Here is a 12,209-nt window from a genome sequence, read left to right as displayed (position 1 = left end):
AAAAATATTCAGCGAAAATTTGAAACAAAAATATCTTAAATTCTTTTTTCTTGGACATTGCAATTAACGAACTAGCCTTCCCGAAGTTCCCTGTAGCCGAGCCTACGTAGTAGGCGTTGGCGTCGGCGCGACTTCTTGCGGAGCAAGAAGCGTGCCGGAAGGGAATTTGCCGTAGGCCGAGTGAGGCCTTGTGCCGAAACGTAGCGGGAAGGTGCTGTTATGCGAAGTGGAGAAATTTAGTGATTCCAATCATATTTTTCAAATTTCCAAAACTTCCAAAATTTTGCAAAATAGCAGTGTGGAAATACAGTTGTTCTATTCCAGGGCGATAAATTACAGTATTCATTTGGTTTACCTTCAATTAAATTATTCTTACAAAATTCCACTAAAGAACAATCAGAGTTTCCATAAAAGATTCTGATTATTTCAATTATTGATGACCAATAAACAGATGCATCTTGTATCTTTTCGTTTTTTTCAATAGTAAATCCAAATCCATTAGAATTGAATATTACTGGAGAACCTATTTCGGCTATAAATTCTAAAAAGGCTAGTCTCGGATTTTCGGATTTTAGAATAGTAGCGAGAAAATCGGATTCATTTAATCTCTTGTCTTTTAGTTTTATAAGTTTATTGATTAGCCATTGTTTTTGATCTTTCAAATTAGGATCTGGTATAATTTTATTGAGGTATTCTATTACTTCAGAGACTTTATCTGATATATTTTTAAAATTATTTTGACCATCAATTTCGATTGCTGTATTCATTCCATCTTCTACATATTCATAATACCATTTTAGATCTGGTTTACTTTCGAGCTTATTTAAATCTATAATAAGAGAATACAATGCTTCCGAAGGATGAAATGAAAGTAGGCTCGCATCGCAAATTGAGATAATATCTAATGTATCTAAATTATGCTTAACATTTTTCTTTAGTATATTCCTTACGACACAATATGGGATTTCTGGTGATTTTGAATTACTATTATAAATGAATTTTTGAATTTCATAGGCCATACTTTCCATCATATGGAAAGCGCCTAATTTAAATTCTACTTCTTCCACTTTTACCTTTATAGAGTTTAAGGAAATTACACCTTCGATAATTTTTTTTTCTATCGTTATATACCAATTTGATGATGAATTAATATCACCTTTCTTTAAACTCTGTCCGAAGTACTCTTTAAAAAGTAATCGATTTATCCTTGTATTTGAATTTAGTTCCATTTGAACGGGTCTTGTTATTTTGGAACCATCATGAAATTTGTATATTTCCTGTGCTCTTGAAGCCAAGTCATCTAAATTCAATATAAAATTTGTTAATCCATAGATTGTTGAAATATCTTGAATAAAATGAGTAAATTCGTGAATATATATCTCTTCAAATTCAGAACCAATGAGATTTTCTAGATTTGCATCCGTATTCAAAATAAGTTTAAGGGCTGCAGGTAAATACGTTCCGCGGGTTACATTTAATTCTAAATCAATTGTTTTCATATTATTTTCTCCATTTCGCATAACGAACTAGACTAACCGACGTAGGCTGGCCCTGAGTCTCGGACGGGACGTTAGGGATTGGCACGACGCTTGCGCAAGCAAGAGGAGTGACAAAAGCCTATGTGTCGCAGACCGAACGAGGGCGCCAGTCCCGAAGTGAAGCGGTTAGTCGCTGTTAGCCGCAGTGTTTTCTTTTTTTTTTGAACGTTCGAATTTTTATTCACAGTAGCCAGTATTAATTCCTGAAACGTAGCCTGAAAAAGCAGATATTTTATTTTGAAAGAATATAAAATCTCCTTTTGCAGTTATTATATAAATCTGAAACAATCCATTATTTGAATTTTTGTTTTTTCTTTGTAAATCTTCATATAGGACTATTCTTGCATCCTCTCCGGTATCATATCCAATTAAACTAATTTTATTTTCACTACCTTGATATGATACAAGTATGTCATTTTTTTGTAAATCAGCGTAAAAGCTGAAAGTGATTTTGTCTGTCTTGCTTATTGAAATACTTTTTATTTTTTCGGTTTCATGTGACGGTACTGGTGTAAAAGCAGTGCTTGATAATTCTGTAAAGCATTGAAATGTTTTCTTAGTAAGGTCTAAATCCCTTTTTATGTAAGGTAATTCAAAATTTGTTTTATTGCAAGATATCATAATTAAGAGAGTGGAAATTCTAAGTATTTTATTCATCATGATTTTTTTGACTTCCTTGTTTTGTGTTCAATGCGGTTTTCTGTGCGTTTTCAATCAACTTAACAATTAAAAGAATTAAGATTTATATTTTTGTTGTTTAATAAAGGTTTTAAAGTGAAATTTTAGTTTTTCAATCCAAAGTATTTCCAAATTTATTTTATATTGATAATTTAATGGAAATCATATTTTTGGCTTCGAAAGATTTTCTGAGTAATCCAGCTCAATGTTTTATAAAATTAGTATTTTTTAAAACATTGCGGCTAACGAACTAGTGGAGACGACGTTCCTCGTAGCTGAGCCTACGTCGTAGGCGTTAGCGTCGGCGCGCTTCTTGCGATCGCAAGAAAGCGTGACGGAGAGGAATGTGGTGCAGCCCAAGCGAGGCCGTAAGTGCCGAAGCGCAGCGTTTCCCCGCTGTTATGCGCTGGAGGCTATTTTAATATATTTTTAATCCACTCATTACATTTGCATATAAGTAAAATTCAGATTCAGGAAAATATGAGAAGTTGAATTTAGAATTTTCATAATCCCATTTATTTAAAAAATTATCATCTGGATTATGCCCTGATATTTGAATTATGTGCAGAATCCCATTAATATAGAATACACATTGGTAGCCATTTTCTCTGCTTCTTATAATTTTAGGCATAAATATTAATTTTTCTGGACCATCTTTTTTTTGCGGTAAACAAATTGCTATGAAAACTGGATATTCATTTCTTTTGAAAACGTGATTTTCGTATAAATTTTTTCTTAATGACTCTTCTTTGTTTCTTAAGTTTATATATTTATAAAAATGCAAATTTGAAAGACTCATTCGATATAAATTAAATAGCCAAAATCTTTTTAGTCTTTGTAGATCGATAATAATTTCACTTGTTAATCCATTTGGAGATATTTTACTTAATTGAGTAATATTTTTTCTAATATTTTCGTAAAAGTTTTCTTTTATATATTTCTCTTCCTTGCTGATTATTCCACCATCACATTCCTTGCAGAAAATGTCTGATTCATAATTTCCTTTCTGTTTATAGCTACTTTTATGATAGCCATCCTTTTTATAATTAATCTCTAAATATCTGTGTTTATTATCATATATATTTTTATAGAGGAATTCTGGTAATATATGGGATTTGTTAATTAGTTCTTTTTCTTTTTTACAAAGTTTACAAATTTTCATGAAATAAGATTTATTTTAGCCTCTTGCGCATAACGAACTAGCCTTAACGACGTAGGCTGACCCTGAGTCCCGGAACGGGACGTTAGGGACTGGCCACGACGCTTGCGGATGCAAGGGGAGTGCCAGAAGCCTATGTGTCGCAGACCGAGCGAGGGCGTAAGTCCCGAAGCGAAGCGTTAAGGCGCTGTTATTTGCAGTGTTCGAATTAGAGAAGAGATAATAATAGAAAAGTGATGGATCATTTTATCGAAATTTCTTTTCTTCAAATCTTTCTTTTATCTTATTTCTTACTCTTTTCTTTTCTTTTCTTTTCTTTTCTTTTCTTTTTTAAAATAACTTAAATAATTTATCGATTCAAAGTATGGAGTTCAATTTGCTTTAGTAATATTAATAGCACTTAAATAATGAGTTTAACTTGAATACGTTTCCACCAGATAGAATATTCAATAAATAGCCCCTCTTAATTTTTAAGTAATTAAGTAATTATGCTGATTAATAGCGTAAATGCTAAGAAATTTGAAACGTAATCAGATATTTCTTTTAAGTATCTTATTTTTTTTTTCTTTGTCTTCTCTTTTGTAAAAAAACTTCTTCAAACAGTTTCTTTAACTCAATTTTCGGACATTGCAAATAACGAACTAATGTTACCGAAGTTCCCCGACCCTGAGTCCCGGCGGGACGTTAGGGACTGGCATGTAGCTTGCGTATGCAGGCGAATGCCAGAAGGGGAATTTGCCGCAGGCCGAGCGAGGCCTTGTGCCGAAGCGTAGCGGTAACATGCTGTTATGCGACGTTGCGGGGAGCGACACGGATGTCGCAATCTTAGCTAAGTTCCTCTTTGATTCTTAAATATTCATCAGGCGTAATGATTTTTAAACCTTTTATTTTTTCAAGAATAAGAAGGTCTTTGTCTCCAGTAATTATGAAATCTACATTTGCTGAAAAAGCAGTTTCTAAAATATGAAAATCATATCTGTCTCTTAAATTTAAATAATCTTTCAGAGGTTTATTTTTAATAATAGTGGTCACATTTCTGATTTCTTCAATAGTGAACTGAATAAAATCATTTGGAAGTTTAAACTTAGGTTTAGTTAAAGTTTCTTCAATTTCATCGAGAATTTCATTTGAAATATACCCAACAAAAACTTCATCGACTAAATCTTGAAGAACTAGCTTAGGTTTTCCATTAAATAAAATCGCAGAAATGTAAATGTTTGTATCTAAGAGAACTTTAAACATTAAGAAGCTTTTTTATTTCTTCTAACAGCTTTAATTTCTCCAAAAATGTCAGCTTCTGTGAGATTTGATTTTTCTACAGATTTAGAGCCGAAATCGAAGATAGCTTGCCACTTAGATTTTTTCTCAATGTAAGTCCTTGCAGCTTCACGAATCAATTCAGATCTGGATCTATGTTCTCTTTTTGCAATTTTATCAATTTCTTTTAAAAGTGCCTTTTCGAAAGAGATATTTACTGTCTGATTCATAATTTTCCAGAATATACAAAATTTGTATATTTGTCAAATCGATATTTTTTTAGATTTCTTAAAAACGCCACACGGATGTGGCGATTCTTCCCCGCAATGTTCGCATAACGAACTAGGCTACTCGACGTTTCCCGACCCTGAGTCCCGAATGGGACGTTAGGGACTGGCATGTAGCTTGCGTAAGCAAGGCGAATGCCAGAAGGGAAATGTGGCGCAGCCCAAGCGAGGCCGTAGTGCCGAAGCGAAGTGAGTAGCCGCTGTTATGCGTAGTTTGTTGATTTGTAAGTTGAGTTATTCCGATTCGGATATTTCTATTGTCCTATCTTCGAAATCTTTAATTTCAATCTTTCTCAAATCTGGTGTAAATTTGAAGTTAAGAGAGAATTTCTTACATATACTTTCAATTTTATAAAGATAATCTAAAATATTTGAAACGGAGAAACCAAGTCTAATTGTATTAAAATTTGGCTTTTCTGATTTATTCCAAGGATATATTTCAAGAATAAAATTTTCAAAATGAATGCTGTAATGCTCTGGTCCATTTCCGTGTTTTTCTAAAGTAAGTATCAAGCCAAATGATTCGTAAAGTTCTCTAGAATTATTGATGTCTAAAACTTTTATTGTTAAATAATTGATATTCAAGGTAGATTGTTTATAAATTTATTTAATTTGCCTTAGCGTGTTTACTCTTTTTTAAAAATTGTTTTAAAATATGATACTACATCAAAGGCATTAAACACGCTTGCATTTAGATCACTATTGTAAAGACGTGTTTTTGAAAGTTTAATAGCTTCGTCATTGATTTTATTTAGAGTTTTTGCTTCTTTTAATTTTGCATTCAATTTAGTTATATTTAAGATAAAGTTTATTTCAGACTCAGAAATTTTATTTTTACCATTGTTTATAAATTTTCGATTTTCTATTGTATTAAGTTTTAATTCTTCGATTTCATTATAATCAAGCCAAAGAATTTTGCAACTGGAACAAATGTCAATTTCCACTGAATTGTATTTTTTAGAAAATCTATGTAATCGCATTTTGTTTTTACATTTAGGACATTCTAGTTTTGAAATTATAATTTTTGAAATTTCTTTTTCTTTCTTCCAGTTAGAATCGTTAAATAGTAATTCTAGTGTATTTTCAGAATAGTAATGCCCAAAACAACTATTACAGATTATTAATTTCCCATAATTAGTTTTTATTGGGTTAAGTTCTAGGTTACATTTTTGGCATTTTTCCATAATATTTAACAAATTACGCATAACGAACTAGGGGAGACGACGTTCCCTGACCCTGAGTCCCGGAACGGGACGTTAGGGACTGGCACGTAGTTTGCGAATGCAAACGAGTGACAGAAAGGGAATGTGGCGTAGCCCGAACGAGGCCGGCAGTGCCGAAGTGAAGCGTTTCCCCGCTGTTATACGTCGTTTGGAGAATATTGTTAATCCAAAACAACATCGATTTTAATTATTATGCCATTTCTTTCAATTGATATTGTTACATTATTTCCTGGTTGAAAATTATCTAGAATTTTAGGTAAATCTTCAGGCTTATTTAATGGAAATTCATTAATGGAAACTATATGATCACCAGGTAGCAGACCTGCTTTAAAAACAGGAGAATTTGGTTTTATCATTTCAACTATAGGAACGTTGTTTTTGTTTTTCAAACCAATATACAGTCTTGGGCGTTTCATTTTACCCGTTTTAATAATTCTTTCAGTTACATTTGAGATATCATTTAAAGAAATATAACTCAAAATAATTGATGAATTAGATAAAAATGCAGATTGTACAATTCCTAAAGGGAAGTTTTGATCATTTCTAATAATTCCATTTTGTATATCTGACATAAAGTTATTGTTTTCGTTTATGAACTTGTATCTGTTCCCATCATTATCGAAAAAAACATTTATAATTTCACCACATTTTATAAAAGATTTTTCATGTGAAAATGAAGAAGTAAAAATATCTGATTCTCTGAATTTAATGCAATCAGTTTTAATGAATTTTGCTGTTATTGTATCTTTATTAGGTAATTTTACATAGAGATTATTTGGGTTTTTGTCGCTTATTGTTTCAGAAAGGTTGTAATAATTAGTTGAATTTTTCTCTGTTTTAAGTATTGCGATTCCTGTTGAGTCGTCATTAGCGATAAATATAATATTTTGTGTTTCGTTATTATCAGCATCAATGGTATAAATTTTTTTATGATCATTAATCAAGAAATCGTTAACTACAAGATGTCCATTTGGAGATATAATTAAGGCTTCAATAGATCGGATTTTTCCATTACTATACTCAAAGAATATTGTTTGAGTATACAATGAATCTGGGTTATTGGTTTGAGATTGAACTGTGAAAGTTGCAGTGGCTAAAATTAATATAAAAAATATTTTTATGTTCATAGGTTCCAAATGACGTATAACGAACTAGTGGAGACGACGTTCCCTGACCCTGAGTCCCGAAACGGGACGTTAGGGACTGGCACGGAGTTTGCGGATGCAAACGAGTGACAGAAAGGGAATGTGGCGTAGCCCAAGCGAGGCCGTAAGTGCCGAAGCGCAGCGTTTCCATGCTGTTATACGCTGGCAAGATTATACCTCGATTAATTTAGTTCCATCGAAATAGTAAATGTTTTCGTGTTTAATTCCGTAATTAGCTCCGACTTTCTTGATATGAGGCTCGAAAGTAAAGAATTTGAATGTAGAGAAAATTTCATTATTATTAGAGTCGAACCATTTCCTTGATTTTATATCTTCTTCTATTGAGTGTCCAAAATTATTTCTAAAATCTAAAGATTTAAAATTATTATTCTGAATCGTGTTATATATTTCTTTGTGAAGAGTTGAAATGGGTAAGTTAGGGTTATAAATTTCGATAAATTTGGAATGAAGTTTTTTTATGAAAATTAAAGATTCGTTTATATCATTGTTAGGATTACCGAAGTAAAAAGTTCTAGCGTAATCACCCCAAGTATTATTTAATACAGGACTTAAATCAATAGTAACAACATCTCCATTTTTCACTTTAACTTTGGAGGGAACGTAATCTTTTCCAGAGATTGAAAGTAGGGACCGATTTCCCGTAAGAACAAATGCACCAATATCATAATACCAAAACCTATCTATTCCATTTGCTATCATGAAAGATTCGGCGATCATTTTGATATCAAGCTCACTCATACCTTCTTTCGTCTCTAATTGAACGTGTTTTATAGTTCGTTTAGCAATATTCTGAACTTCTTTTATATTTTCTAATGTTACCATTGAATTTTCTTGCTTGCGTATAACGAACTAGACTAACCGACGTAGGCTGACCCTGAGTCCCGTACGGGACGTTAGGGATTGGCACGACGCTTGCGCAAGCAAGAGGAGTGACAAAAGCCTATGTGTCGCAGACCGAACGAGGGCGCAAGTCCCGAAGTGAAGCGGTTAGTCGCTGTTATACGCCGTGTTTTTGAATAAAATTTCTTATACTTTCTAATCCATCTAAGACTTTTGAATTGGCTTTATTGAATTTGTTAGTAAATTCATTTATAAAATCATTACCTCTATTTGCAATGAGTATATAGACCAAATAAAATATGGGAGCAGATAGACCAAAGTATCCTTTTAATGTAAAGTGTGTATTGAATTCTTTTAGACATAATGGTATTAATTTTTCGTATTTTATGATTAAATCGTCTAATTTTTTAATAGAGTTTATTTCTATAAAAGATAGCCTATCTGCCAAATCGCCTAAATTTATGTGGATATTCCAAGTATTATCTGTTTCGTATCCTAAATTTGAAATATGTTCCAAAATTTTTTGTATGTTTTTATTCTCTTGTAAATAAGCCTTTAATGTTTCATTGTTTATGGGAATTTCATTGGTAATTGTTAAATTTGCTATAGGGATTTGTTTTCTATATTCACGTATTTGATAATTTATTTTTTCAAATTCATCGTCAGCATATTCAAGTAACATAGAAATTTTATAGAATGTACGTTTGTATTCATCTGGAATTTGTAAGTCACTTTTATATCCCAAATCGTGTTCGATTTCAGACCAAGCATGCTGTAAAATTGTTCTAATTTGTATTTCATACTTGTATTTATTGCAATTTTTGTATTCGGGTAATATTTCGCGTTCTTTTTTATGGGAGAATACTACGTGAAGTGATTTGTATCCAAATTCATTATACTTTTTGTTTCTTTTGTCGATTGAATTAGTTTCGTCGATTGCAAAGTTTTCTTTGATGATCTTATACACTTGATCAACATCTGAATTTAAATTTGTTATAATTCTGATCCCAATTATATCTGTAATATCTTCTAAAGTATTGTATTTATTTTTTTCAATGATTTTTTTCTCAATTGAATTTCGCTCTTTGATTCTATAAGATAGAGCATGAATTTTTAATGGGTTCATTAATTGATTGATTAATTCAAAAGTGATTTTTGTATTTGCTTCAATTATTTTGTAATTTTGTAAATATTCTTCGATAATTTCTTTCATAAATTCCTTTTAAAACATGGCGTATAACGAACTAGACTAACCGACGTAGGCTGTGCCCTGAGTCCCGAACGGGACGTTAGGGACTGGAACGACGCTTGCGTAAGCAAGAGGAGTGCCAGAAGCCTATGTGTCGTAGACCGAACGAGGGCGCCAGTCCCGAAGTGAAGCGGTTAGTCGCTGTTATGCGTAGTTAAAAATGAGATAGTAGCTCTATAGCTATTTCCGGATCGGAAGTCACTTTGCAGTTAAAGTTATTAATCATTTTTAATTGTTTATTATTTATCAAACTTGAAATGTGTCCATCTGTAAGGAAGATATCCGAATATGGTATTGCAACTTTAGAGTGGAGGATATCAAAGCTTAAACTTTTTTGATATTCCATTTGTTTATTCCATCTAATTAGACTATGGATGCCCGCTCCAATTGATACGGTAGGAAATAGGTTGAATTTTTTTTCTTTATGCAAGATGTAAAAAATATGGTTACGGATAGCTATAGTTTCTGATTTTAATTCATCTTCTTTCTGTCCAAGATTCCTTAATGCCGTAGGAATATATTCGGTATAGAAATCAAGTGAGCCAAATATTTCTTTTCCTAATAGCTCGTCAAATGAATTTGAATCATTTAGGTTTTCTGCTTTTCCCGTTGTCAAAATATTGAAAACTTCTTCTTCATGATCTTCGATATTCTGAAATTTCCCGAGATCCATTTCTGGATTTAGAAATATATCTGTAAGACTTTTTTCCCAGCTAAAATTTAAGTAAGAATTCTCTAGTTCTTCTTTATTTTCAAATTCGTTGAAATTTGGGAAGTTTGCTTGGTATGCAAAAATGGGTTTAGTATATATTGACTTCCTTCTTTCTTGAAAATCAATTAATTTTCCTTTAGTAAATAATACTGCATACTTTAACTCATTTAATTCTCTCTCAATCATAGGAATAATGCAGAAGTTTTTTGAAAACTTTTGGAATATTTGAATTAAACTACTATATTTATTGTATTTTTTTTTCTTAAAATTTTCTCTTATATGAATATCTGAAATTAGTGTGATGGCTCTCTTTTTTTCGACATTATCTAATATAATTTTGTAAAGTTCAGGTATTCCTTTCCTAACTTCTATATTGTTTACAAATTTTATGAAATCTATCCAGTAGTTTAAATCTAGATATATAATTTTACAGTCGTGGTATTGGTAAAAAAGTTCCTGATTTTTGTTTAAAAATTTTTCAAATGAGTTCATTTTTAATTACGCATAACGAACTAGACTAACCGACGTAGGCTGGCCCTGAGTCCCGGAACGGGACGTTAGGGACTGGCCACGACACTTGCGGATGCAAGGGGAGTGCCAGAAGCCTATGTGTCGCAGACCGAGCGAGGGCGTAAGTCCCGAAGTGAAGCGGTTAGTCGCTGTTAATTGCAGTGTCCAATGAATAGGAAAAAATTGAAATAGGAAAGTAAAAAAGTTAATTGAATTTTCTTAAAAATATTTTTTCATAATTTCTTAAATCAATTTTCGCGTGAATATCCCAAACAATGCAAAATAAAACAGAACTGTGCAAGAAAATAGTCAATGAATGTAAATAATGAGAAAGACGTTAAAAGAAACTAAGCCTTAATAAATATCTTTGATTTTTTCTTTTCTTAATTCTTCGTCTTTCTCATTTCTCTTTTCACACGCATTGAATAAAAACATTCAGCGAAAATTTGAAACAAAAATATCTTAAATTCTTTTTTCTTGGACATTGCAATTAACGAATTAGTGTAAACGACGTTCCCCGACCCTGAGTCCCAGCGGGACGTTAGGGACTGGCATGTAGCTTGCGTATGCGAGCGAATGCCAGAAGGGGAATGTGTCGCAGACCAAGCGAGGCCGAAAGTGCCGAAGCGCAGCGTTTACATGCTGTTATGCGCAGTAAAAACTTACTAAATTACCTCATATATATATAAGTAATTTCAATTTTTTTGTTTTAAAAGCTCATTGAAATTATATAACACATCTTTTGGGTTAAGATCGAAACCCGTCGCTTTGCTTCCTGACCAGTTTATTCCTATCATTAAGTCATCTTTAATCAAACCAGTAAGCCAGTTATTCAAAAATAAATTTAAGGGAATTTTTTCGATTTGAAATTTCGAATAATTCTTGGAGTTGGAAATGATGTTCATTGCTCTTTTTTCAGAAGACCAGAACGGCATGGCTCTTTTTCCGTTTTCGCTGATTGGTGTAGGAAAGCCACTTTCGTCCTTTATACTATAGACTGATTTGTTTTTTACTACTTCTTTATAAAAGCTATGATAATTGATGGAATTAATAGACATACTAGTTCATATACTACTTTTTTCAATTTTCACATGTAAAGTAATATAGAGAGAGTATGTAGTTATAAAAAGTAATACAAAATAGTAGAAAAACCCCATTCTTAAATGGTCAGTATATTCAATGAAAAACAAATTGGCAGATTTATATGGAAACCCTTCTGAAATAAATAGAAAAGCGATAAAAGCTGATAGTAATATAAGTTCATGAATCAATAGGAAGACTAATATTATAATTTTGAAAAAAATATTTCTATTAATTTTAAAAATTGAAATAGATAATAACGCTGTCAGTGTTAATTCTATAATTCCATTGGCTTGTTCATTTTTTATTAGAAAAGAAATTCCTGAAATTAAAGAGATAATGCAATATAGAACGATAAAACTGATCAAAAAGATTTTTTCTTTCTTTAATTTATTTGATTGTTTAGGTTCAATTGTATAATTCATTTTTTTATTGCGCATAACGAACTAGACTAACCGACGTAGGCTGGCCCTGAGTCCCGACGGGACGTTAGGGACTGGAACGACGCTT

At 32.0% G+C, this 12,209-nt stretch carries 13 protein-coding genes; all 13 read right to left on the bottom strand.

The annotated features are described in order from the left end of the window. Nucleotides 1-236: 236 nt before the first annotated feature. Entirely contained in the window at nt 237-1,499 is a 1,263-nt protein-coding gene (locus tag EHQ47_RS19765) for a hypothetical protein (RefSeq protein WP_208727455.1), read from the bottom strand. Between the two features lie 216 nt (nt 1,500-1,715). Continuing rightward, complete coding sequence (locus EHQ47_RS17150; RefSeq protein WP_167483312.1) at nt 1,716-2,198, bottom strand: hypothetical protein; 483 nt, start codon at nt 2,196-2,198, stop codon at nt 1,716-1,718. A 436-nt stretch (nt 2,199-2,634) separates the two neighbouring features. Beyond that, nucleotides 2,635-3,378 carry a hypothetical protein gene (locus tag EHQ47_RS17145; RefSeq protein ID WP_135777693.1) on the bottom strand — a complete coding sequence of 248 codons (744 nt, stop codon included), beginning with the start codon at nt 3,376-3,378 and terminating at the stop codon, nt 2,635-2,637. An 822-nt stretch (nt 3,379-4,200) separates the two neighbouring features. Further along, nucleotides 4,201-4,617, bottom strand: coding sequence for a putative toxin-antitoxin system toxin component, PIN family (locus EHQ47_RS17135; protein ID WP_135777692.1), 417 nt, complete (start codon nt 4,615-4,617; stop codon nt 4,201-4,203). Then, complete coding sequence (locus EHQ47_RS17130; protein ID WP_135747115.1) at nt 4,617-4,862, bottom strand: CopG family ribbon-helix-helix protein; 246 nt, start codon at nt 4,860-4,862, stop codon at nt 4,617-4,619. The genes EHQ47_RS17135 and EHQ47_RS17130 overlap by 1 nt, the downstream gene beginning before the upstream one ends. A 291-nt stretch (nt 4,863-5,153) precedes the next feature. Then, the gene (locus EHQ47_RS17125; protein ID WP_135777691.1) at nt 5,154-5,504 is read right to left on the bottom strand and encodes a hypothetical protein; all 351 of its coding nucleotides are present in this window, start codon (nt 5,502-5,504) and stop codon (nt 5,154-5,156) included. Nucleotides 5,505-5,545: 41 nt separating this feature from the next. Beyond that, on the bottom strand, nt 5,546-6,103 hold the full coding sequence (locus tag EHQ47_RS17120; protein ID WP_167483311.1) for a TFIIB-type zinc ribbon-containing protein: 558 nt from the start codon (nt 6,101-6,103) through the stop codon (nt 5,546-5,548). Between the two features lie 200 nt (nt 6,104-6,303). Beyond that, nucleotides 6,304-7,269: a PDZ domain-containing protein gene (locus tag EHQ47_RS17115; protein WP_135777689.1), complete on the bottom strand. Its 966-nt coding sequence runs from the start codon at nt 7,267-7,269 to the stop codon at nt 6,304-6,306. A 189-nt stretch (nt 7,270-7,458) separates the two neighbouring features. Continuing rightward, on the bottom strand, nt 7,459-8,130 hold the full coding sequence (locus EHQ47_RS17110; RefSeq protein ID WP_135777688.1) for a M24 family metallopeptidase: 672 nt from the start codon (nt 8,128-8,130) through the stop codon (nt 7,459-7,461). A gap of 175 nt (nt 8,131-8,305) precedes the next feature. After that, entirely contained in the window at nt 8,306-9,361 is a 1,056-nt protein-coding gene (locus EHQ47_RS17105; protein ID WP_135777687.1) for a GTP pyrophosphokinase, read from the bottom strand. Between the two features lie 190 nt (nt 9,362-9,551). Beyond that, nucleotides 9,552-10,601: a hypothetical protein gene (locus tag EHQ47_RS17100; RefSeq protein WP_135777686.1), complete on the bottom strand. Its 1,050-nt coding sequence runs from the start codon at nt 10,599-10,601 to the stop codon at nt 9,552-9,554. 713 nt (nt 10,602-11,314) lie between these two features. Then, complete coding sequence (locus EHQ47_RS17095) at nt 11,315-11,677, bottom strand: DUF2750 domain-containing protein (protein WP_135749456.1); 363 nt, start codon at nt 11,675-11,677, stop codon at nt 11,315-11,317. Nucleotides 11,678-11,683: 6 nt separating this feature from the next. Continuing rightward, nucleotides 11,684-12,124, bottom strand: coding sequence for a hypothetical protein (locus tag EHQ47_RS17090; RefSeq protein ID WP_135777685.1), 441 nt, complete (start codon nt 12,122-12,124; stop codon nt 11,684-11,686). Nucleotides 12,125-12,209: the final 85 nt, after the last annotated feature.

It is taken from the genome of Leptospira bourretii (assembly GCF_004770145.1).
Lineage (GTDB): Bacteria > Spirochaetota > Leptospiria > Leptospirales > Leptospiraceae > Leptospira_A > Leptospira_A bourretii.
The sequence above is the reverse complement of the archived record's forward strand: the minus strand, read 5'-3'. Positions and strand labels throughout refer to the sequence as shown.

Bases quoted from the DNA above. Each gene is read 5' to 3' on its own strand.
- EHQ47_RS17135 (WP_135777692.1), bottom strand. From the start codon at position 4,617: ATGTTTAAAGTTCTCTTAGATACAAACATTTACATTTCTGCGATTTTA.
- EHQ47_RS17100 (WP_135777686.1), bottom strand. From the start codon at position 10,601: ATGAACTCATTTGAAAAATTTTTAAACAAAAATCAGGAACTTTTTTAC.
- EHQ47_RS17120 (WP_167483311.1), bottom strand. From the start codon at position 6,103: ATGGAAAAATGCCAAAAATGTAACCTAGAACTTAACCCAATAAAAACT.
- EHQ47_RS19765 (WP_208727455.1), bottom strand. From the start codon at position 1,499: ATGAAAACAATTGATTTAGAATTAAATGTAACCCGCGGAACGTATTTA.
- EHQ47_RS17130 (WP_135747115.1), bottom strand. From the start codon at position 4,862: ATGAATCAGACAGTAAATATCTCTTTCGAAAAGGCACTTTTAAAAGAA.
- EHQ47_RS17110 (WP_135777688.1), bottom strand. From the start codon at position 8,130: ATGGTAACATTAGAAAATATAAAAGAAGTTCAGAATATTGCTAAACGA.
- EHQ47_RS17115 (WP_135777689.1), bottom strand. From the start codon at position 7,269: ATGAACATAAAAATATTTTTTATATTAATTTTAGCCACTGCAACTTTC.
- EHQ47_RS17150 (WP_167483312.1), bottom strand. From the start codon at position 2,198: ATGATGAATAAAATACTTAGAATTTCCACTCTCTTAATTATGATATCT.
- EHQ47_RS17145 (WP_135777693.1), bottom strand. From the start codon at position 3,378: ATGAAAATTTGTAAACTTTGTAAAAAAGAAAAAGAACTAATTAACAAA.
- EHQ47_RS17105 (WP_135777687.1), bottom strand. From the start codon at position 9,361: ATGAAAGAAATTATCGAAGAATATTTACAAAATTACAAAATAATTGAA.
- EHQ47_RS17090 (WP_135777685.1), bottom strand. From the start codon at position 12,124: ATGAATTATACAATTGAACCTAAACAATCAAATAAATTAAAGAAAGAA.
- EHQ47_RS17095 (WP_135749456.1), bottom strand. From the start codon at position 11,677: ATGTCTATTAATTCCATCAATTATCATAGCTTTTATAAAGAAGTAGTA.